Raw genomic sequence first — 20,645 nt, forward strand, 5'->3', positions numbered from 1 at the left:
ATTATCCTTCGAATTCAAATTTCATGCGGCGTGGAGCGGGGGTGAGTTCGATCTCCTCCGGCTCTTCCATCTCAGCCATCTGTGGGGCTTCCGGTTCAGGTTCGACGGCGTTGATCGGTTCTTCACCTGACTCGATCGTCTCGGGCGCGTCAGCCTCTGGTTCCGCTTCGGAAACCTCTGCCTCGGCAGCGAGCGCTTCGATGTGCGCCAGCATGCCCTTGCCAACTTGATAGGCCGTCTGGAGGTTCTCGATCACGCAGGCGGCGTCTGTATAATCTTCTCCGTAGTCGACCAGCCCGTCGACATTGGCCAACACCGGGTTTAGCCGCCATAGGCGACGCAAGGCGCGGCGGCGCAGACGATCTGGGACAGCCTTGGCCATGAAGCCCGAGACATCATCACCTGCTTGCAACGTGTCGGGATCGGGCAGATCAAACTCGGCCAAAATCTCGGCGTCGCTCTTTTCTTCCAGTTCAGCTTGTTGTGCTGCGATGGTCTGTTCTTCTGCCACCAGAGCGTCGGCTTTGGCTTCGGCTTGAACGGCAGCCTTGCGGCGGGACCAAAAATCGCGGGTCTCGGTCATTGCAGCACCCTGCGCGGTGCGCGATAGACATCCGAATCCTGGCGAATGCGCGCGTCACCTTTCCCGTCTTCGACAAGATCAACGCGTTTCTTGTCGCGGCGGCGTTTTACAAACACCTCATCATGGTGATGCTGCAGGGTGAAATCCCGTAGCCATGCGATCAGGCCTTCGGTCATGGGAATCTTTTCGACGATCTCTTCACCGGTATCGGCGTAGTCCTGACCTTCGTAGGGGGAAGCGGTGATCAATACGGCATTCAATGGGGTTTCGCCCTTCAACTCATCTCGTAACACGAGATACAGCGACGGCTGCCCATCAGACAGGTTGACCATGTAAGCCTCGGTCTCGTCGGCCCACAGTGTCAATGTCAGTGTTGCAGCATGATATTCGACGGCTTCACCTTCACGGCGTAGTTCCTGCCAATCGGCTGGTCTGGCGCCAGGTAGTAAGGCGACCGCGCGCCAGTTCCATCGGGCCCAACGTGTGACCCCGGGTGTTTTGCGCACAACGACGCCAACCGGCATTTCAATCTGGCTTGCGGCCTTGGCCACTGGCTCCTCCCCTGAAGGCTCTCCCCTGCCTTCGCCTGCATGTACTATGGTACATAAAGTGACGCCCTGCCAAGTCCAGTTAGGTCTCAATCTGTCGTATTCACTATTACTTTATCCGCAAATGTAGACTGCGGCGCTGATGAATGGTGAAAAATAGTGCATATTTTTGGAATTTCGCAGGGCCTTCGCATTGTCACGGCGCGGATTAGGTCTAAGGTGCAGACGGTCAGCAAGCAGAGCCGGGAGGGGATATGGCCAGCAAGCTAGTGTTGTGCGATTGCGAAGGGACGCAAACGCTGAATGCAGATGGCATTTCTTCGGCCTGTGAGGTGAATTGCAGCAGGGTGCATACTGCGCTCTGTACGCGCGAGCTTGCAGTGGCGGCCGAATATCTCAAAAGCGGCGAACAAGTGGTGATTGCCTGCGGGCAGGAAAGTACGGTTTTCAACGAACTTGCCGAGGAACTGGGTGTCGAAGAGCCTGGTTTTGTTGATCTGCGCGACCGGGCCGGATGGTCCGAGCAGGGCGCAGACGCGGCACCCAAAATGGCTGCACTGGCCGCTGAGGCGATGGTACCGCAACCGGTCACATCCAGCGTTGATGTCATCAGCGAAGGCACCTGCTGCGTTATTGGCCCCGGTGAGGTTGCCTATCCATTGGCCGAACAACTGGCTGGCGTATTGGCGATGACGGTTCTTGTGACGGATGATGCCGAACCCCTTAGCCGCTCGTTTGATGTCGCCAAGGCACGGGTGCGCAACCTGACGGGTGCGTTGGGTGGTTTCACCTGGCACCTGGATCAGGTGCAGCAACTGGAGCCTGGCGGGCGGGGAGGTTTCAGCTGGAGCGCCCCCCGTGACGGGGCGAAGTCGCGCTGCGATATTGTCGTCGATCTAACCGGTGAAACGCCTCTGGTGACGGCCCCCGACAAGCGCGAAGGCTACTTGCGCGCCGATCCCCGTGATGCGGTGGCAGTGGCGCGTCTTGCTTTCGATGCGGTGCAACTGGTCGGGACATTTGAGAAACCGCTCTATGTCAGACTGGATGAGACCCTTTGTGCCCATTCGCGGGCCGAGCAAACGGGGTGTTCGAACTGTCTGGATATCTGCCCGACCGGAGCAATCACTCCGGCAGGTGATCATGTGGCGATTGATCCGATGATTTGCGCAGGGTGCGGTGAATGTTCGGCCCTGTGCCCGTCGACTGCCATAACCTATGAAGACCCTCCGGTTTCAGCCGTGTTATCGCGGATGCATATTCTGGCGCGAACATTCCGGCGCGCGGGCGGCACTGCGCCACGCTTGCTAGTACATGATGCGCATGGGGCGGAGATGATCCGCATGGCCGCCCGGTTCGGACGGGGGCTGCCCGCGGATGTCATTCCGTTGGAGCTAAACGTAGTCTCAGGTTTTGGTCACGCTGAAATGCTGGCCGGTCTGGCGCATGGTTTCGCCCGTGTCGATATTCTGTTGGGCCCCAAAACCGAACGCGATGCGCTGGATCGGGAACTTGTGCTGGCGCAGGCCATCGCGGGGCAGGGCGTGCTGAGCCTGATTGATGAGGCCGACCCGGATGCGCTGGCTGATCTGCTTTACAGACAAGAGGTGCCGCAGCCTTTGACGGAACCGGTTCTGCCGCTGGGCAATCGCCGTCAAATTGCACGTCTGGCGGCGCAGGCTCTGAACCCGGACGCCGAGGCACCCTTGACCTTGCCCGAAGGAGCACCCTATGGCGCGCTTGCGGTGAACACTGATACCTGCACATTGTGCCTGAGCTGCGTTTCTCTGTGTCCCTCGGGTGCGCTGATCGACAATCCGGACAAGCCGCAGCTGAACTTCCAGCAAGACGCTTGTCTGCAATGCGGGATCTGCCGCACGATCTGCCCCGAACAGGCGATCACGTTGGTGCCTCAGCTTGATCTGAGCGACAAAGCTCTGTCGCAGCAGGTGCTGAATGAGGAAGAACCATTCGAATGCGTCGAATGCGGCGCGGCCTTTGGTGTCAAATCGACGGTTGAGCGGATCATGGAGAAGCTGTCAGGGACGCATCCGATGTTCGCGACTTCGGATCAGGCACGGATGATTCAGATGTGCGACGATTGCCGGGTGAATGCGCAGTTTCACAGCACCGACAATCCCTTCCAGTCTGCCGCCAGACCACGGGTTGTCACCACGGATGACTATTTCTCAAAGCGCAAGGATCACTGAAATTGCAGCGGAGCGCCCAGATCGGCGGCGCGGAGGGCGGCGACGAAAGCCAGAATTGCCTCAAGATCGTCAAGGCTCATCTCGACCGGGTGGATGGGCGAAGGGCGTTCGGGCGGGAAGGGCTCGGTGACACCTTCAATCTGCGTGAAGGCGGGGTGTGGGTTCAGAGCAAAGAAAGCCTGAAACCGCTCGGACCAGTCTGGCATCGCGCGCAGCACCGCAAAGGAAGGGGTCGAGCCCAGACCGTTCATGCGGTTCTGAGGGCCGATCACGTGACACCGCCCACAATGGGTCATCGACAGATCTTCGCCCAGCAGCGCGTTGCCGTCGACCTCGACCTCTTCGGTAACAATGGCGATTTCGAAACTTGCACTGAAGGGGATGCCATCGGAAGGGGCAAAGCCTTCAACCGTGCGTTTACCGATGTCGGATTGCAGCCAGTCGCGGAACCGTATTTGTTTGGCGCTGTCATCGATGCGCAGGTGATAGATTACCCCGTCACGCGCAAAGACCGGATCACCGGGCGGGGACGGGGCCAGTGACATGATGCCACTTTCATCCGCAACTACGCGTATCCCGGTCTTGAGAGAGAAGCGTGGAAGAATATGTTGCAGAAGACCCGAGTCTGACACCTCGTCCGGGGCGGCAAGGCCAAGCGCCTCTTGCGACCAAGAGGGGGTGGCGGTGAGCGTCAGGCTGAGGCACAACAGGACAAAGCGCATGGCCAAACCTAACGGCGACAAACCCGACGCGTCAAATAAACAGAAAGAGACGGAGACACATGCAATGAGCGGCGACTATAACCTGTCGATACGCAATGCCTTTCGCACAGGGCAGATCAAAGGAAAGATGGCATGAGCATCCGTGACGCGGTTCTGGCGAACCTGAAAAAGATCACCGACCCGGCTTCAGGGCAGGATATTGTCAGCGCAGGCATCGTGCGGGCGCTGAATGTTGAAGGCGATACCGTGCGGTTCGTGCTGGAGATTGATCCGAAACAAGCCGAGAAGATGGAGCCTGTCCGCGCCACGGCCGAACAAGCAGCGCAGATGGTTGAGGGGGTATCCAAGGTCTCGGCCATGCTGACCGCGCATTCCGACAAGGCTCCGCCGGATTTGAAGCCGAAGCCCAAGCCATCACAGACCGGCCCGCAGGCCGTGCCGGGCGTGGATCGCATTATTGCGGTGGCCTCGGGTAAGGGGGGCGTCGGCAAGTCGACCGTCTCAGCGAACCTCGCCTGTGCTTTGGCGGCTGAAGGGCGGCGTGTGGGTCTGCTGGATGCGGATGTCTACGGCCCGTCTCAGCCTCGGATGCTGGGTGTTTCGGGGCGCCCGGCCAGCCCCGATGGCAAGACGATCCTGCCGCTGCGCAATCACGGCGTGACCATGATGTCGATGGGGCTCATGACCAACGAAGGGCAGGCGGTCGTCTGGCGGGGTCCGATGCTGATGGGTGCTCTGCAACAGATGATGAGTCAGGTGCAGTGGGGCGCGTTGGATGTTCTGATTGTTGATCTGCCGCCGGGTACCGGCGACGTGCAACTGACGCTCAGCCAGAAATTTCAGGTGGATGGGGCGATTGTCGTCTCAACCCCGCAAGACGTTGCCTTGATTGACGCCCGCAAGGGGATCGACATGTTCAACCAGCTCAAAACGCCGATTGTTGGGATGATCGAGAATATGTCGACGCATATTTGTTCCAATTGCGGGCACGAAGAGCATGTCTTCGGTCATGGCGGCGTGGCTTCCGAGGCCGAGGCGCTGGGCGTGCCGCTGCTGGGGGAAATCCCGCTGCATCTGGATATTCGCGTCGCTGCGGATGGGGGTGCGCCCATCGTTGTCAGCAAACCCGATAGCCCACAGGCTGAGTCATTCCGCAAGATCGCCCGAGATATGATCGCCAAGGGGAACGCATGACCCAGCCGGTCTTTCCACCTCTGCTCAGCGGGCATCCTGCCAAGGCCGGTGAGGATCCGTTCGAACAGGCGCAGGCCATGGCGGCGCTGGGCTGTGACGGGGGGACGGTGGTCTATAACATTCAGGCGGATCGCCTGCGCGTTGCCATCGTCTTTGCGCCCGAAGTCCCATTGCAGGACGCGATGGCAATGCTACCGCTGTGCGCTGTCGGGTTCCAGAACGCGCTCGGCGCGCTCGCCCCGCCCGAGGTTGCGGTGCATCTGGGCTGGGACGGGCTGATCTGTGTGAACGGCGCGAGATGCGGTCAGTTTCACGTCGAATCCTCAAGCCGGGTTCCGGACGAGGTGCCCGATTGGTTGGTGATCGGCTGGGAACTGGCGCTGCTGCAAACCAGCGATGCGCCGGGCGAGACACCGGACGTCACAGCGCTATATGACGAAGGGTGCGCCGATGTCGCGGCGGATCAACTGGTTGAAAGCTGGTCGCGCCATATGCTCACATGGCTCAACCGTTGGCAGGACGAGGGCAATGCCCCGCTGCATGGCGAATGGTTGGGGTTGTTGCGCGGCGTTGGTGAGCCGATTGGGGATCAGGGTGTGTTCCTGGGCACTGATGAACGCTTTGGGATGCTCATCCGCAAGGGCGATGACACGCATTTGCGCCCGCTGACGGAATTGTTGGAGACTGCAAAATGAAATTGGCCCGTGCGATCCATTTCGATGAGAGCGACATGAACGTGTTCCATTCACCTGCGCGTACAGGTGAATGGTGCGTCTCGGGCGGGTTTGAGTTCTCAAACTGGGGTGAGGGCGATCTGGAAGGCAAGGCGCGGCAAGCGTTCGCGAATGGCTGGCTCGGGCTTGAGACCTTTGGCCGTGTTACCTTTGTCGCCGTTACGCAAATCGAACCGGCCGAGATAGACCAGATGGCGCAAAACCTGGCAGAGCATTTTGTTCAGTTCTACGGTGCGCCCTCGGTTGAGGCGGCGATGGATGTGGCGCGGACCGAAATCTCACATATGGCTGAGATGTGCGAAGATCACGCACCGAATACCTTACTGACCGTTGCCCGAGAATTGACAGGGGCAGGGGTGCACGAGGCGTTTCGCGTGATCACGCCGCAAGAGACGCAGCTTGAAGCCTTGGCAGTTCACGGATCTCTGGACGATTAGATCAAGTCAGCGAATCCACCGAACTGACCGCGCTTGAAGATCAGCCCCTGACCGGGGCGATGCATCACCTGCTCGACATGGCCAACCAGGATCAGGTGATCCCCTGCCTCATGACGCGCGGACAAGCGACAGTCGAATCGAGCCAGACAGTCCGCAAGACGGGGCCGTCCGGCCTCATCTTCCTGCCAATCGGCATGGGAAAAATCGAACCCGTTGCGTGCGAATTGCAATGCCTGGTCGTGCTGGTCCTGCGCCATCACATGGATCGCATAGTGCTCGCAGGTGCTGAAGGCGTCGTATCGGTTTGAATGCCGATCCAAACACCATAGAACCAGCGGCGGGTCCAGTGAGACGGACGCAAAGGAGTTCACGGTGATCGCAGCAGGGCCTTCTGCGGTATTGGTGGTGACGACAGTGACGCCGGTGCCGAAGCAGCCCAAGGCCTCGCGAAAGGCAAGGCTCTGCTCGGGGCCGGGAATGAATGTCTTTTCCGTCATCGCGCGCTCGTTCAATGGGCCTGTCTCAGGTGCCATGTGGCGCTGGGATTGTCCACGAAAAGCTTACGTGAATTCGGGATTTTCCGATCAGTTCAGGTCTTCAAGCAACCGACCATGTTTGCGGGTTTCTGCGATGACGTCGCCAAAGGTCACCATGCCGCGCGCCGTCAGCATTGGCAGCATCCGAACGAGCACCTCAGCGGTTGCGACAGCATCGCCCAAAGCCGTGTGACGCAGGGCTTCAGGGATGGTTATGCCCAGCCGCTCACAGACTGCGTCCAACGTATGCGTTTCGCACGCCCCGAACAGCACTGCCGACAACAGAACGGTGTCGAGTATGGGGTGTGTCCATTCGACCCCCATGCGGTCAGCGTGACGGCGTAAAAAGGCCATGTCGAATGGCGCGTTATGGGCAACAATCACAGCGTCCCGAGCGAATTGGTGAAAGCTGCGACCAGCCTCGGCAATATCGGGTGCGCCTTGTACCATCCTGTCACTGACTTTGTGTACCTTGGTTGAGGCGGGCGGTATCGGGATGCCGGGATCGACCAGAGTATCCAGCCGTTCACCGTCGACGATCTTGCCTTTCACGACGCGCACCGCGCCGATCTGTACGATCTCGTCCTTATGCGGCAGAAGGCCCGTGGTTTCGGTATCGAAAACCACGAAACACAGGTCCAGAAGATGCCTTTCTTCGAACGCGTCATCTCCGGATGTATCGAGCAGTTCAAAATCATAGACCAGCGGGCGCGCCTCGTCGGGGGCGATCTGTGCGGCGCTGTCATCAAAAACCAGCATGTAACCCGGGGCATCGCCCAAGGGTTTCATCCGGGCAGAATAGGTTTGCCGCCCATCAACGCTGGTTAGAGTGCAATGAACGTCTTTTCCGGTTTTGATCAGTTTGGCATAGGAATCTGTCAGGCCCGTTGCTTCGAGATAGTCGAAAAGCGAGGCATTCAGCCGGGGATGCGCAATCTGAGCCAAAACCTCAGCGGCCTGGGCATCATACAGAACGATCTGGTGCTTGGGCCCGGCCAGAAGCATGGCAACCGGGATTTCTGTCAGCAGCGCCGTGAGGCGTTGTTTCTCCGAAGCCAGATGGGCGGTTTCCGCGGCCACAGCCTCAGCCGTGCTCATGGCATTGGCGGCCAGTTGCTCGGCCAGCCCGGCGGCGGCGGGGGCCAGATCACCCAGATAGCGTGCGGCCTGCAGGTCCAGATCCGTGCTGACCCCGGCATGGGCCCGCGCCCGCAGCTGGGCCGAAAGCCGTTCGATTGGTTTTGCAACATTGTCATCGAACAAAAGCCAGACACCGACGATCAGCGCGAGCAGCCCAAAGGCGATCAGAATCTCGGCGAAGACGTACGCACCAATGAGATCAGGATCGTCGACCCGCTCATAGCTGATCCACAATGCCAGTGCGCTTATGATCAATCCACCTGCGGCAATCAGGAGGAAAAATAGAAAAATCCTCAGGCGCAGGCTCAGGTGATTTAGCATGGTCAGACCCCGCAGGTTGCCTCGATCACGGGATCATTGGCATCGATCTTGATCCAACTGGCGTTCAGGAGGCGCCCGTCATCGGCGAACTCGGCACCATCGGCCAGATTGGCACGGCTGTTTTCTGCGCAATTGACGGCAACGGGCATCTTTGAAACCGGTGCCCAGCGGCCAAAGAAATAGAGATCCACCAGACGCTCATCCGGTACGCTCGTATTGGTGCGCACGGAGGCGGCATCAATTGCTGCGAAGCGATCGACAAAGGGCACGGCATAGGTCCAGGGGCGATAGAAGGCGCGGCTTTCAACCTCTTGCACCACTGTCAGGCTCTCGGGCAGTTGGTCGCGGGTGCGGTCGTACCAGGAATATTCGCTGGTGATCGTCATCGCGATCATCCCGACACCCGCCGCGACCGGTGCGGCCCATTTGGGCAAGCGGCCTCCGGTCAACTTGTTCACCACCATCACGACACCCGCAAACGCGAAGCCCGCAAAAATCGTGCCGATCAGTTCCAGAAACATAATGTCTCTCCGTTCATTTCTGCTGTCTTAGCCCAGCATTCCTTTGCCATGACCAACAGCTGATTGCATCGTTTTTACCACGACAAACGCATCGCGGAGATGACTTCGCTCAAAGTCGGACAAATCAGCCGGGGGAAGGTAGTTGTCGGGCGCATCACCGGCCTTTACCAGACGCGCCTGATGTTCCAGCCGGGTCTCAGCGATCAGGTCATAGGCGTCCAGAAGATCGCGCGCACCCGAGGCGCTGAGAACTCCGCTGGCCTCAGCCGCACTGAGACGCGCGCGTGTGTTTGCTTCGGTCAACTGTCCCTGCAGGCTGTAGATGCGCGCCAGATCCACAATCGGCACCACGCCGTTATGCTTGAGGTCTAGCGTATTGCGATGTTCGCCCGAGCGGATGGTGGCAAAGCCGCGCAGCAGGCCCAGAGGAGGGGTGTGCTTCAGCGAGTTCGAGATCATATGCGCGACAAAGATCGAGTTCGCCTTCGCCGCGGCCAGCGTATTGGCCTGCAGGTCGGTAAACAGATCAAAGGACCCACCGATGGGCCGCAGATCGAACATAACCGAGGCAAGCATTTGCGCCTCGGGGTTGGGTTTTGCAATCCAGCCTTTGAAATAGTCGCGCCAGACGCGCACGGGCTGACACCAGCGCGGGTTGGTCGCCATCATGTCACCGGGGCAATAGAAATAGCCGCAGGTATCCAGCCCGTCTGAGACGAATTTGGCCAGCGCTGCAAAATAGGCCATATCGTCATCCGTCACGCTATCATCCAGCATCAGGCAGTTGTCCTGATCCGAGACACCGGTCTGCTCCTGCCGTCCTTGCGAACCACAGGCGAGCCACAGGTAAGGCACTGGCGGTGCTCCAAGCTCGGTTTCGGCCAATGCCAACAAGCGCCGCGTAGCGGTGTCGGCAATGTCCGTTATCAACCGCGTCACAATCTCGTGCCGGTTGCCGCCCGCGACGAGTTGGACCAGCAGTTGCGGTATCTCGGCGGTGACCGAAGCCATCTCGTGCGCGGTGTTGGCTCGGGCAATTCGGCCCACCAGCTCGGCGGAGTTGACCGCCTGATAGTGGGTAAGATCGGTTTGAGTGACGATACCAACCAACCGCCCGGCTTCGGATATCGGAATGTGACCAATGCCGCGCTCCATCATCACGTGCAGCACATCGGAGCCGATATCTGTGGGGGCCAGTGTGATCGGGTTGGCGGTCATGATGGCCGAAACGGTTGTGCCAGCTGGCATCGCTTCGGCGACGAACTTGCCCGAAATATCCCGCAGCGTGGCGATACCCAGCAACTTGTCACCCTCGGTCACGCAGAGCGATGAGATATGGCGGTCACGCATGATTTGCGCGGCGTTCTGAACCGAGGTGTCGGGCGGGCAGGTGGCAGGATTGTGTGCCATCAGAACGTCGATTGCACTGGTGGCCAGGCTGTCCGGCCCGGTTCGCTCGCCTCGGGTCCTGTTGAAGAACTTCGAGATAACGTCGTGCCCGTCGATCAGCTTGCGCACCAGATCAGGGGGCAACAGAATCAGAACCGAAGGTGTATGCGCACGAGCTTTGGTCGCGGCCTTGCCGTCTTTCAGCAGCCCGCGTTCACCGAAGGAATTCCTGAGCCCGAGATGAGAGACAACGGCACCGTTCTCATCAGTAATTTCAACCTGTCCTTCGTAGATAACGAACACTCCGGGCATTGCATGGCCGAGTTCGTAGATCGAACTGTCTTCGTCCAGCTCCCAAACTTCGATCTGGTCTACCAGATTGTCCAGAACCTCGGGCGGCAGGGCGTCATAGGGGTGTACGGACTTCAGAAACCGGGTGATTTCGTCATGGGACAGGGGCATCTACGCTCTCCGGAGTTCTGAATGAAAAATCCCGCCCGGTGGTGTGCCGGGCGGGAACAGTAAGTCGAAAGATGCGGTCGAAGACAAGAGCCGCCGACCGCATTACACTCAGTGATCCTGAGCCGCGCCCGCACCACGGGGAATGCGTACGCTTTCGACCAATTCAACGATCTCCGGCGGAGTCTCTTTGGTCATGCCTGCAACAGTGTAGGCAACCGCAAAGTTGATCATCGCGCCGATTGCACCGAACGAGGTCGACTTGATCGGACCCAGCAGCGGATCAGCATCGGTGAACGAGTTGGTGCCCGGAATGAACAGCCAGCCCTTGTGCAGGAAGATGTAGACCAGGGTCACGACCAGACCTGCCAGCATACCTGCAACCGCGCCGGTGTTGTTGATGCGGGTCGAGAAGATCCCCATCATCAGCGCCGGGAAGATCGAGGCTGCCGCCAGACCGAAGGCCAAGGCCACGGTTTGTGCCGCAAAGCCCGGTGGGTTCAGACCCAGATAGGTTGCAACAACGATGGCTACCGCCATTGCGATACGCGCCGCCAGTAGTTCTCCCTTTTCAGAGATGGACGGGTTGATCGCACCTTTGACAAGGTCGTGGGACACGGCCGACGAGATCGCCAGCAACAGGCCCGCAGCGGTCGACAGAGCAGCCGCAAGACCACCGGCAGCGACCAGACCGATCACCCAACCCGGCAGGTTGGCAATCTCGGGGTTGGCCAGAACCAGGATGTCGCGGTTGAACTTGGTCAACTCGTTACCGACCCAGCCTTTTTCTTCCGCAATCGCCTGCATAGCTTCAGACTTGTCGTTGTAGTACTGAATCTTGCCGTCGCCGTTCTTGTCTTCCCAATCCAGCAGACCGGTTTTCTGCCACGTGGCCATCCAGTCATAACGCGGATCGGTGTCGATTTCTTCGACCGAAACAGCGCCACCTTCGATGCCACCATTGGGCCACATCATGTCACTGATGTTCAAACGCGCCATTGCACCAACTGCAGGAGCGGTCAGATACAGCAGAGCGATGAAGACCAGTGCCCAGCCCGCCGACCAACGTGCGTCAGACACTTTGGGAACGGTGAAGAAACGCATGATGACGTGCGGCAGACCAGCCGTACCGATCATCAGCGACAGGGTGAACAGCACCATGTTCAGCGTGTTCGAGTGGTGAGTCGTGTACTCGTTGAAGCCCAGCTCGGTCACGATCGCGTCCAGCTTGGTCAGCAGGGGTTCACCGCTGGCGGTGTCACCAAACAGACCCAGCGCCGGAATAGGAGTACCGGTCAGCTGCAGCGAGATGAAGATCGCCGGGATGGTGTAGGCGGTGATCAGCACGCAGTACTGAGCGACCTGAGTGTAGGTCACGCCTTTCATTCCGCCAAACACCGCGTAGGCAAACACGACGCCCGCACCGATCAGCAGACCGGACGTGTTCGAAACCTCGAGGAAACGACCAAAGGCCACGCCCACACCGGTCATCTGACCGATCACATAGGTTACCGAAGCCACGATCAGGCAGATCACCGCAACGATACGTGCGGTCTGGCTGTAAAAACGATCACCGATGAATTCCGAGACGGTGTATTTGCCGAACTTACGCAGGTAAGGCGCAAGCAGCAGAGCCAGCAGCACGTAGCCACCGGTCCAACCCATCAGGAAGGTCGAGTTGTCATAGCCGGTAAAGGCAATCAGGCCCGCCATCGAGATGAACGAGGCCGCAGACATCCAGTCAGCCGCTGTCGCCATACCGTTGGTGACCGGGTGAATGCCGCGACCGGCGGCGTAGAATTCCGATGTGGAACCCGCACGGGCCCAGATCGCGATGCCGATGTAGAGCGCAAAGGACGCGCCCACAAACAGCAAGTTGATGGTAAACTGGTCCATGGCTCGCTTACTCCTCGTCCACGCCGTATTCAGCGTCCAGCTTGTTCATGCGCCAGGCGTAGTTGAAGATCAGCACCAGAAAGACCAGGATCGATCCTTGCTGAGCGAACCAAAAGCCCAGATCTGTACCACCGACGGCGATGCCGGACAGCAGCGGACGCAGCAGAATGCCGAATCCGAAAGACACCAGCGCCCAGATCGCGAGGCTGATGTAGATGAGGCGCAGGTTGGCCTGCCAATAGCCCTTATCGGACTCTGCAGCCTGCGCGGAGTTAGTCGAATTATCCGCCATCGCGGGTTCCTCCTTCGCTTCCTCGTTGGCGGCCCGTTGCCCAACTCCTCCAGTGCGTTAGGCCGCTTCTCGAATGTGCCAAACGCCCCGTGACGTCAGGCAAAACCTCTCCGGTCCGCCAAGGCGGGTCCATTGAAGTATTCTGTTGTAAGGATCAAAGCCCTGTGGGCTTATCTCCTCCCCTTAACTCATGACGTCGCCAACAAGACCCTGAAGGTCACGGGCGATGTCGTCGATCTGCCCCATGGCGTCGATGCCTTTCAGCACGCCCTGGTTCTGGTAGTAGTCAATCAATGGCGCGGTTTGCGCGTGATAGGCCGCCAGACGCGATGCTACCGTCTCGGCATTGTCATCCGCGCGGCGCTTGAACTCAGTATGGCCGCACTTGTCGCACTTGCCGTCTTCGACAGGCTGTTTGTACGTGTCGTGATAACCTTCTCCGCATCCAGCGCAGGTGTAACGGCCTGAAATCCGTGTCACCATCTCGGCATCTTCAACCTCGAGGCTGATGGCGGCGTTGATCTTCTGATCGCCGGAAGCCAGCAAACCGTCCAAAGCTTCGGCCTGAACCGTGGTACGGGGGAAGCCGTCCAGAATGACACCCTTGGTGCAGTCCGGCTCGGCCATACGGTCGCGCAGGATGGCGATGACGATCCCGTCACTGACCAGATCGCCGGCCTCCATCACGGCTTTGGCGGCAAGACCAGCCTCAGTACCGGCGGCAACCGCTTCGCGCAGCAGGTCGCCGGTGCTGAGTTGAACCAGCCCGAACTTGTCTTCGAGCATACGAGCCTGCGTTCCCTTCCCGGCGCCCGGAGGGCCGAGAAGGATCAGAACAGCGGGGGTTGTGGTCGTGGCAGCGTCCATCATACCCTCACTTGTTCGCGCGGTTCTGGATCAGATCGTCAACGACCGATGGATCCGCAAGTGTCGAGGTGTCACCCAGCGAGCCGAAGTCGTTTTCGGCGATTTTGCGCAGGATACGGCGCATGATCTTGCCCGAGCGCGTCTTGGGCAGGCCAGGGGCCCACTGGATCACGTCCGGCGAGGCAATTGGGCCGATCTCGGTCCGAACCCAAGTGCGCAGTTCCTTCAGCAACTCATCTGAAGGCTCACGATCATTCATCAAAGTGACATAGCAGTAGATACCTTGTCCTTTGATTTCATGAGGATAGCCTACAACAGCGGCCTCAGCCACAGCGGCATGTGCAACCAGGGCGCTTTCCACCTCAGCGGTGCCCATGCGGTGACCCGAGACGTTGATCACGTCGTCAACACGACCGGTAATCCAGTAGTCACCATCTTCGTCACGACGGCAGCCGTCACCGGTGAAGTAGTACCCTTTGTAGTCCGAGAAATAGGTCTTCTCGAACCGCTCATGGTCACCCCATACGGTGCGCATCTGGCCGGGCCAGCTGTCCTTGATGCACAGAACACCTTCGACGCCGTTGCCGTTGATCTCGACACCCGATTGCGGGTCCAGAACCACTGGTTGAACGCCGAAGAACGGTTTCTGAGCTGAGCCGGGCTTCAACGCATGTGCGCCGGGCAGGGGGGTCATCATGTGACCGCCGGTTTCGGTCTGCCACCACGTGTCAACGATGGGGCACTTACCCTTGCCGACGACGTCATTGTACCAGTTCCAAGCCTCGGGGTTGATCGGTTCACCCACGGTGCCCAGCAGACGCAAGTCGCTCAGATCGTGCTTTTCGACAAACTCGTTGCCTTGACCCATCAGAGCGCGGATTGCGGTAGGAGCGGTGTAGAACTGGTTCACTTTGTGCTTGGCACAAACTTCCCAGAAACGCCCCGCGTCCGGAAAAGTCGGTACGCCTTCGAACATCAGCGTGGTCGCGCCATTGGCCAGAGGACCATAGACAATATAGCTGTGGCCGGTGACCCAGCCGACGTCGGCTGTACACCAGTAGACATCGCCTTCGTGGTAATCGAAAGTGACTTCATGCGTCAGTGAGGCATAGACCAGATAACCGCCGGTCGAATGCACAACACCCTTCGGTTGGCCAGTCGAGCCCGAGGTATACAGGATGAACAGCGGATCTTCGGCGTTCATCTCGGCAGGGGCGCAGTAGTCATCCGCCTCCAGCGCCATTTCGTTGTAGTCATAGTCGCGGTCGTCGATCCAGGTGGTCTGTCCACCGGTGCGCTTGACCACCAGGCACTTCACTGAGTCTTTGCAGTGCAGCAGGGCGGCATCAGCGTTCGACTTCAGAGGCGTCTTGCGGCCACCGCGTGGCGCTTCGTCCGCTGTAATGATGACCTTTGCGTCACAACCATTGACCCGTGCGGCCAAGGCGTCAGGCGAGAAACCTGCGAAAACAATCGAGTGAATGGCGCCGATGCGCGCGCACGCCAGCATGGCATAAGCGGCCTCGGGGATCATCGGAAGATAGATGACAACGCGGTCACCTTTGCGCACGCCCAGCGATTCCAGAATGTTGGCCATGCGGCAGGTGCGGCGATGCAGTTCGGCATAGGTGATGTGCTGGGCCGGGTCCTGCGGATCATCCGGCTCCCAGATGATCGCGGTCTGATCTCCGCGTGTGGCCAGATGGCGGTCCAGACAGTTCGCCGAGACGTTCAGCGTCCCGTCAGCATACCAGTTGATCTTGACCGAGCCAAAATCATAGTTGACGTCTTTGACCTGAGAGAAGGGTTTGATCCAGTCGACACGCTTGCCTTGTTCCTCCCAGAAGGCCTCTGGGGAGTTGATTGAAGCCGCATACATGTCTGCGTATTTGTCGGCGTCCACATGCGCACGAGCGACGGTTTCTGCGGATGGCGGATAAGTCTTGGCATCTGCCTGAGCAGCGGTAGTCATGGTTGAGGCTCCTCCCTCTAGAACTGGATTACATTGGATTGATACTGCCGCCGATCAGGCAATGTCGATCCGGTTCCTCCCCGACTCGAATAATACGGAGAGCAGAAAAGAAATAAATAAATTACCGTAATCCTTGGATTTGTTTGTAAACAAATTTTTGAAATCCCTCCCGGTATGTAAATAAATTTCACAATATGTGTAAAAAGCCATGCAAAACAAATAGTAGCGTGTAACTTTTACTTATGCTGCTTCTGCATGGTTTGCGCTACTTTGTGTTTCCCCTGGGGAAGATCAGTGCCGATGTGCGCCCGATAGCAGGGGTTGGCACATCAAGGACTTAGCGCTAGCTTCATTTTCAAGCGCCTCGTCAGGGGGTGCACCAATGGGAGGAAATACGATGAACAAGATGTTGAGCGGTGCGGCTGTCGCCGCGCTGAGCTTTGCGTTTGTTGCCGAAGCCGCAGCGACTGAATGGAATGCCTCGGTTTGGGGAAAGCGTCGCGCTTTCACTGAACATGTCGAGAAACTGGCTGAACTGGTCAGCGAGAAAACGGGCGGCGAGTTCACTATCAATGTCAGCTATGGTGGCCTTTCGAAGCCGCGTGAGAATCTAGATGGGATCGAGATTGGCGCGTTCGAGATGGCGCAGTTCTGTGCCGGCTATCACCGCGACAAGAACCGTGCGATCACCGTTTTGGAACTGCCGTTTCTGGGCGTGAACAATCTGGACGAAGAAGTGGCAGTCAGCCACGCAGTTTATGATCATCCCGCCGTCAAGGACGAGATGGCGCAGTGGAACGCGCGGATCATCATGACCTCACCCATGCCGCAGTATAACCTTGTTGGTACCGGCGATGCGCGCGATAAACTGGCCGATTTCGATGGCATGCGCGTGCGTGCCACAGGCGGTTTGGGTCAGGCTTTTGAGGCAGTCGGCGGCGTGCCTACCTCTGTCCCTGCGACCGAAGCTTATAATGCGATGGAATCCGGTGTGGTCGATACCGTGGCCTTCGCTCAGCACGCGCATCTATCCTTCGGTACGATCAACGAGGCTGACTGGTGGACTGCTAACCTGAACCCCGGCACTGTGAACTGTCCGGTTGTGGTCAATATCGATGCCTATGACGCATTGCCCCCCGAGCATCGGGAAGCGCTGGACAGTTCCATCGACGAAGCCATTGCGCATTACCTGGCCAATTATGGTGGGCTGCTGGAGCAATGGGATAGCGTATTGGAAGAGAAGGGCGTTCAGAAAGTGATGATCGAGGACGCCGTGATCGAAGAATTCCGCGCCAAGGCCGCGGACCCTATCCGCGAGAAGTGGATCGCGGACATGACGGAGCAAGGTCTTCCCGCGCAGGATCTATATGATCTTGTGCAGGCCACCTTGCAGCAGCAACGCGGCGGTAACTGATCGCCCAGGTCGGGCGTCGCTTGGCGCCCGGCCATTCCCGACAGCGAAGGAATGCAAAGATGGCAGGACATGCCACGGTGCTGCAGGATGGCAGTCTGATCAGCCGTCTGGACCTGAAACTATTGAGGTTAGAGCGTTTTCTGGCACTGATAAGTGGATTGGCGGTGTTCAGCCTTATGGTGCTGGCGGTGATCTCGGTCAGCGGCCGTAATGCCTTGAATGCGCCTTTGCCGGGGTATGTCGATTGGATCGAGCAGGCCATGCCCCTGATTGCCTTTCTGGGCATCTCTTATGTTCAGCGCGATGGTGGGCATATCCGCATGGACATCGTGATTTCCCGGCTGAAGGGGCGTGCTCTTTGGTTGTTCGAGCTGACTTCGGTCCTGTTGATCCTGCTCTTGATGCTTGCGCTTGTCTGGGGCAGTTGGTCCCATTTCGACCGGTCGTTTGACTTCGGTGCTCCGCTTTGGAGCCGCGACAGCTCGATCGATATCGGTATTCCCCTCTGGCCAGCCAAATTGCTCGCGCCGGTCGCGTTCTCGGTGCTATGCCTGCGGTTGGTTTTGCAGATCTGGGGTTATGGCTGTGCGCTGGTCACTGGCGCTGAGCACCCTGTTGCTGTTCCGCTCATACAGGATGCAGCGGCTCAGGCGGCCGCCGAAGCCGAACAGTACGAAAGGCAGAACTGACCCATGGACACGATCGATATCGGCCTGTGGGTCACTGGGCTGCTGCTGGTTCTCGTCATCACAGGAATGCGCGTGGCCTTTGCTGCCGGACTCGCAGGATTGATTGGCCTGATCTGGATTTTCTGGGCCAAATTCGGCTACGACCCTGATCGGTTCGGCAAGGCAGTTACCGTTGCCGTCAAGACTGCTGGTCAGGTGCCCCATTCAAAGGTGGCCTCGCATACACTCAGCCTGATCCCAACCTTTATCCTGATCGGTTATCTGGCTTATTATGCCGGTTTGACACGCGCGTTGTTCGAGGCCGCTAAGCGCTGGATCGCTTGGGTGCCCGGCGGGCTGGCCGTTTCAACCATCTTCGCAACAGCAGGTTTTGCAGCGGTTTCAGGCGCATCAGTTGCGACTTCGGCGGTGTTTGCCCGCATCGCAATCCCCGAGATGCTGTCGGTCGGCTATAACAAACGCTTTGCGGCGGGCGTTGTTGCAGCAGGCGGTACGCTCGCCTCGTTGATCCCACCCTCGGCGATCCTGGTTATCTACGCCATCATCGTTGAACAGGATGTAGGCAAATTGCTGCTTGCCGGATTCATACCGGGGGCGTTTTCGGCCATTATCTACGGCCTGCTGATCGTCGGCATCGCAGTTGTTTTCAAATCGGTCGGACCTCCGGTCACCGGTTTCAGCTGGAAAGAGCGTTTCAACGCTTTGCCCGGCGCCTTGCCCATCGTCGCGGTGATCCTGATCATCATATGCTTCGTCTACAACCCGTTTGGCGAGAAAGCCTGGGGCACCCCGACTGAAGGCGGGGCAATCGGCGCATTCATCGTTTTCTGCTTTGCGCTGTTCCACGGCATGCGCTGGCCTGAGTTCAAATCGGCGTTGTTGGAAACGGCTAAGCTGACGGCAATGATCTTTGCGATCATCTGGGGCGTTTTGATCTATGTCCGTTTTCTGGGCTTTGCCGACTTACCGGGTGCGTTCTCGGACTGGATCACCTCACTTGAGATGTCACCGATGCTGATCCTGATCTGCATCCTGCTGGCCTATGCGGTATTGGGTATGTTCATGGATGCGATCGGAATGCTGCTGCTGACGCTGCCCGTTGTCTACCCGGCGGTGATGGCTCTGAACGGGGGCGAGAGCATCAGTGCTGCCGACAGCGCTTTCGGCATGTCCGGCCCGATGTGCGCGATTTGGTTTGGCATCCTCGTGGTGAAAATGGCTGAGTTTTGTCTGATCACGCCCCCCATCGGACTGAACTGCTTTGTTGTTGCCGGAGTGCGCCCCGACCTGAGCGTTCAGGATGTCTTCAAAGGCGTGACACCGTTCTTCATTGCAGATGCGCTGACAATTGCATTGCTTGTGGCTTTCCCGGGTATCGTTCTCTACCTGCCATCTCTTGCGGGATAGAGGATTTTGCGAGGCTCTGCCTCGCGCTCCGAGATATTTATAGCCAGATGAAGAAAGGATCCGCTCTCTGACCATCAAGCCAGAGAACTTCACTTAGCGCAGTCATCATCCCTGCCTGTACCACCCGACCATTTTTCGATGTGTTGGTTAAGGATCCGTTCTTCATCTGGCTATAAATATCTCGGGGGAGGCGCCCAAAGGGCGGCGGGGGCAGAGCCCCCATCACCATTGATCATGCTCGCCCGTGGCTGCACCGACAAAGCGCTATTTCGCCCGCATCAGCATCCCAAACAGATCTCGCGGGTCGTCGGGATCAGCCAGCATGTCCAGCGGCTCGAAGAAGTCAGTTCCTTCGATCGCGCGTTTGATATAGCGCAGGGCTGAGAAATCCTCGATCGCAAAGCCGACGCTGTCGAACAGGGTGATCTGGCGGTCGTCGGTACGCCCCTTTGCCTTACCTGTCATGACTTCCCACATTTCGGTCACCGGATGATCCGCTTCCAGAGCCTGGATTTCGCCTTCGATGCGTGTCTGTTCGGGGTATTCGACAAAGATATCCGAACGCAAAAGGATATCCCGATGCAGCTCGGTTTTGCCGGGGCAGTCGCCACCGATTGCATTGATATGGACGCCCGGGCCAACCATGTTGTCAGTCAGGATCGTCGCGTATTTCTTGTCGGCGGTGCAGGTCGTGATGATCTGGGCGCCTTCGATTGCGTCTTCGGGCGTTTTACAGGAAATCACTGTCAGATCTTTTTCCTGCAGATTGGCGGCACATTTCGCGGTGGCGTTCGGATCGGTGTCGTACAAACGAACTGTGTCGATCCCGCATATGGCCTTGAACGCGAGACACTGAAACTCGGACTGCGCCCCGTTTCCGATCATTGCCATGACATTAGCGGATTTCGGGGCAAGATAGCTACCCACGAGGGCCGAGGTGGCCGCCGTACGCAGGGCGGTCAGCATAGTCATTTCGGTCAATAGCGTCGGGTAGCCGGTATAGACATCAGCCAGGAGGCCAAAGGCGGTTACGGTCTGCAAACCCTCAGAAGTGTTCTTGGGGTGGCCGTTGACATATTTGAACCCATAAGCCTCTCCGTCCGAGGTAGGCATTAGTTCGATTACGCCATGAGGCGAGTGCGCCGGGATGCGTGGCGTTTTATCGAAGCTTTCCCAGCGTTTGAAATCGGCCTCGATCTGCGCGGCGATCTGAGTGACCATCCGTTCCAACCCAACGTGGTGGATCAGGCGCATCATGTTGTCGACGGATACGAAGGGCACAAGGGCCTTATCTGAGGGTTGCATCAAAGACTC

At 58.5% G+C, this 20,645-nt stretch carries 20 protein-coding genes; 8 read left to right on the forward strand and 12 right to left on the reverse strand.

What is annotated here, in order from left to right; all coding sequences use genetic code 11:
- Position 1: 1 nt before the first annotated feature.
- Positions 2-583, reverse strand: a complete 582-nt coding sequence (locus ACR0IV_RS02855; RefSeq protein WP_480657958.1) for a DUF3306 domain-containing protein — start codon at positions 581-583, stop codon at positions 2-4.
- Entirely contained in the window at positions 580-1,134 is a 555-nt protein-coding gene (locus ACR0IV_RS02860) for a DUF3305 domain-containing protein (protein ID WP_480470066.1), read from the reverse strand. The genes ACR0IV_RS02855 and ACR0IV_RS02860 overlap by 4 nt, the downstream gene beginning before the upstream one ends.
- Before the next feature lie 251 nt (positions 1,135-1,385).
- Between ACR0IV_RS02860 and ACR0IV_RS02865 the strand changes: the two genes are divergently transcribed.
- Positions 1,386-3,341, forward strand: coding sequence for a 4Fe-4S binding protein (locus ACR0IV_RS02865; RefSeq protein WP_480657956.1), 1,956 nt, complete (start codon positions 1,386-1,388; stop codon positions 3,339-3,341).
- Here the strand turns inward: ACR0IV_RS02865 and ACR0IV_RS02870 are convergent.
- Entirely contained in the window at positions 3,335-4,063 is a 729-nt protein-coding gene (locus tag ACR0IV_RS02870) for a hypothetical protein (protein ID WP_480657955.1), read from the reverse strand. The genes ACR0IV_RS02865 and ACR0IV_RS02870 overlap by 7 nt on opposite strands.
- On the opposite strand from ACR0IV_RS02870, the gene ACR0IV_RS02875 reads away from it, so the two are divergent.
- The 4 genes from ACR0IV_RS02875 to ACR0IV_RS02890 are packed head-to-tail and all read left to right on the forward strand — an operon-like array spanning position 4,062 to position 6,428.
- Positions 4,062-4,199, forward strand: a complete 138-nt coding sequence (locus ACR0IV_RS02875) for a hypothetical protein (RefSeq protein ID WP_480470063.1) — start codon at positions 4,062-4,064, stop codon at positions 4,197-4,199. The genes ACR0IV_RS02870 and ACR0IV_RS02875 overlap by 2 nt on opposite strands.
- Complete coding sequence (locus tag ACR0IV_RS02880; RefSeq protein ID WP_480657953.1) at positions 4,196-5,257, forward strand: Mrp/NBP35 family ATP-binding protein; 1,062 nt, start codon at positions 4,196-4,198, stop codon at positions 5,255-5,257. Before ACR0IV_RS02875 ends, ACR0IV_RS02880 begins: the two co-directional genes overlap by 4 nt.
- The gene (locus tag ACR0IV_RS02885; protein ID WP_480657952.1) at positions 5,254-5,952 is read left to right on the forward strand and encodes a biotin/lipoate--protein ligase family protein; all 699 of its coding nucleotides are present in this window, start codon (positions 5,254-5,256) and stop codon (positions 5,950-5,952) included. Before ACR0IV_RS02880 ends, ACR0IV_RS02885 begins: the two co-directional genes overlap by 4 nt.
- Positions 5,949-6,428, forward strand: a complete 480-nt coding sequence (locus ACR0IV_RS02890; RefSeq protein WP_480657951.1) for a DUF6505 family protein — start codon at positions 5,949-5,951, stop codon at positions 6,426-6,428. The genes ACR0IV_RS02885 and ACR0IV_RS02890 overlap by 4 nt, the downstream gene beginning before the upstream one ends.
- Here ACR0IV_RS02890 and ACR0IV_RS02895 read toward each other — a convergent pair.
- The 8 genes from ACR0IV_RS02895 to acs form a co-directional block, all read right to left on the reverse strand.
- Entirely contained in the window at positions 6,425-6,925 is a 501-nt protein-coding gene (locus ACR0IV_RS02895) for a flavin reductase family protein (protein WP_480658571.1), read from the reverse strand. The two genes, ACR0IV_RS02890 and ACR0IV_RS02895, sit on opposite strands and share 4 nt — an antisense overlap.
- A gap of 87 nt (positions 6,926-7,012) precedes the next feature.
- Positions 7,013-8,425 carry a 3'-5' exonuclease gene (locus tag ACR0IV_RS02900; RefSeq protein WP_480657949.1) on the reverse strand — a complete coding sequence of 471 codons (1,413 nt, stop codon included), beginning with the start codon at positions 8,423-8,425 and terminating at the stop codon, positions 7,013-7,015.
- A gap of 2 nt (positions 8,426-8,427) precedes the next feature.
- Positions 8,428-8,946, reverse strand: a complete 519-nt coding sequence (locus ACR0IV_RS02905) for a hypothetical protein (RefSeq protein WP_480470057.1) — start codon at positions 8,944-8,946, stop codon at positions 8,428-8,430.
- A 27-nt stretch (positions 8,947-8,973) separates the two neighbouring features.
- Complete coding sequence (locus ACR0IV_RS02910; protein ID WP_480657947.1) at positions 8,974-10,797, reverse strand: DUF294 nucleotidyltransferase-like domain-containing protein; 1,824 nt, start codon at positions 10,795-10,797, stop codon at positions 8,974-8,976.
- A gap of 108 nt (positions 10,798-10,905) precedes the next feature.
- Positions 10,906-12,690, reverse strand: coding sequence for a sodium:solute symporter family protein (locus ACR0IV_RS02915; protein ID WP_480470055.1), 1,785 nt, complete (start codon positions 12,688-12,690; stop codon positions 10,906-10,908).
- A gap of 7 nt (positions 12,691-12,697) precedes the next feature.
- Entirely contained in the window at positions 12,698-12,982 is a 285-nt protein-coding gene (locus tag ACR0IV_RS02920; RefSeq protein ID WP_480470054.1) for a DUF4212 domain-containing protein, read from the reverse strand.
- Positions 12,983-13,165: 183 nt separating this feature from the next.
- The gene (locus ACR0IV_RS02925; RefSeq protein ID WP_480658570.1) at positions 13,166-13,849 is read right to left on the reverse strand and encodes an adenylate kinase; all 684 of its coding nucleotides are present in this window, start codon (positions 13,847-13,849) and stop codon (positions 13,166-13,168) included.
- Positions 13,850-13,856: 7 nt separating this feature from the next.
- Entirely contained in the window at positions 13,857-15,821 is a 1,965-nt protein-coding gene (gene acs / locus ACR0IV_RS02930) for an acetate--CoA ligase (protein WP_480657945.1), read from the reverse strand.
- Between the two features lie 397 nt (positions 15,822-16,218).
- Between acs and ACR0IV_RS02935 the strand changes: the two genes are divergently transcribed.
- From ACR0IV_RS02935 to ACR0IV_RS02945, 3 genes are read left to right on the forward strand one after another with little or no spacing between them, the layout of a single operon-like run.
- Positions 16,219-17,235, forward strand: coding sequence for a C4-dicarboxylate TRAP transporter substrate-binding protein (locus tag ACR0IV_RS02935; protein ID WP_480657943.1), 1,017 nt, complete (start codon positions 16,219-16,221; stop codon positions 17,233-17,235).
- A gap of 59 nt (positions 17,236-17,294) precedes the next feature.
- Positions 17,295-17,924 carry a TRAP transporter small permease subunit gene (locus tag ACR0IV_RS02940; RefSeq protein ID WP_480657941.1) on the forward strand — a complete coding sequence of 210 codons (630 nt, stop codon included), beginning with the start codon at positions 17,295-17,297 and terminating at the stop codon, positions 17,922-17,924.
- Between the two features lie 3 nt (positions 17,925-17,927).
- A complete protein-coding gene (locus ACR0IV_RS02945; protein ID WP_480657939.1) occupies positions 17,928-19,331 on the forward strand; it encodes a TRAP transporter large permease in 1,404 nt (467 codons plus the stop codon).
- Between the two features lie 264 nt (positions 19,332-19,595).
- On the opposite strand, the gene ACR0IV_RS02950 is transcribed toward ACR0IV_RS02945, so the two are convergent.
- On the reverse strand, positions 19,596-20,639 hold the full coding sequence (locus ACR0IV_RS02950; protein WP_480470048.1) for an ornithine cyclodeaminase: 1,044 nt from the start codon (positions 20,637-20,639) through the stop codon (positions 19,596-19,598).
- Positions 20,640-20,645: the final 6 nt, after the last annotated feature.

Source organism: Ruegeria sp. C2 (assembly GCF_056537765.1).

Excerpts from the sequence above, each read along its gene's own strand:
- ACR0IV_RS02855 (WP_480657958.1), bottom strand. The coding sequence starts at position 583 with ATGACCGAGACCCGCGATTTTTGGTCCCGCCGCAAGGCTGCCGTTCAA.
- ACR0IV_RS02865 (WP_480657956.1), top strand. The coding sequence starts at position 1,386 with ATGGCCAGCAAGCTAGTGTTGTGCGATTGCGAAGGGACGCAAACGCTG.
- ACR0IV_RS02875 (WP_480470063.1), top strand. The coding sequence starts at position 4,062 with ATGGCCAAACCTAACGGCGACAAACCCGACGCGTCAAATAAACAGAAA.
- ACR0IV_RS02870 (WP_480657955.1), bottom strand. The coding sequence starts at position 4,063 with ATGCGCTTTGTCCTGTTGTGCCTCAGCCTGACGCTCACCGCCACCCCC.
- ACR0IV_RS02880 (WP_480657953.1), top strand. The coding sequence starts at position 4,196 with ATGAGCATCCGTGACGCGGTTCTGGCGAACCTGAAAAAGATCACCGAC.
- ACR0IV_RS02885 (WP_480657952.1), top strand. The coding sequence starts at position 5,254 with ATGACCCAGCCGGTCTTTCCACCTCTGCTCAGCGGGCATCCTGCCAAG.
- ACR0IV_RS02890 (WP_480657951.1), top strand. The coding sequence starts at position 5,949 with ATGAAATTGGCCCGTGCGATCCATTTCGATGAGAGCGACATGAACGTG.
- ACR0IV_RS02895 (WP_480658571.1), bottom strand. The coding sequence starts at position 6,925 with ATGACGGAAAAGACATTCATTCCCGGCCCCGAGCAGAGCCTTGCCTTT.
- ACR0IV_RS02900 (WP_480657949.1), bottom strand. The coding sequence starts at position 8,425 with ATGCTAAATCACCTGAGCCTGCGCCTGAGGATTTTTCTATTTTTCCTC.
- ACR0IV_RS02905 (WP_480470057.1), bottom strand. The coding sequence starts at position 8,946 with ATGTTTCTGGAACTGATCGGCACGATTTTTGCGGGCTTCGCGTTTGCG.
- ACR0IV_RS02910 (WP_480657947.1), bottom strand. The coding sequence starts at position 10,797 with ATGCCCCTGTCCCATGACGAAATCACCCGGTTTCTGAAGTCCGTACAC.
- ACR0IV_RS02915 (WP_480470055.1), bottom strand. The coding sequence starts at position 12,690 with ATGGACCAGTTTACCATCAACTTGCTGTTTGTGGGCGCGTCCTTTGCG.
- ACR0IV_RS02920 (WP_480470054.1), bottom strand. The coding sequence starts at position 12,982 with ATGGCGGATAATTCGACTAACTCCGCGCAGGCTGCAGAGTCCGATAAG.
- ACR0IV_RS02925 (WP_480658570.1), bottom strand. The coding sequence starts at position 13,849 with ATGGACGCTGCCACGACCACAACCCCCGCTGTTCTGATCCTTCTCGGC.
- acs (WP_480657945.1), bottom strand. The coding sequence starts at position 15,821 with ATGACTACCGCTGCTCAGGCAGATGCCAAGACTTATCCGCCATCCGCA.
- ACR0IV_RS02935 (WP_480657943.1), top strand. The coding sequence starts at position 16,219 with ATGAACAAGATGTTGAGCGGTGCGGCTGTCGCCGCGCTGAGCTTTGCG.
- ACR0IV_RS02940 (WP_480657941.1), top strand. The coding sequence starts at position 17,295 with ATGGCAGGACATGCCACGGTGCTGCAGGATGGCAGTCTGATCAGCCGT.
- ACR0IV_RS02945 (WP_480657939.1), top strand. The coding sequence starts at position 17,928 with ATGGACACGATCGATATCGGCCTGTGGGTCACTGGGCTGCTGCTGGTT.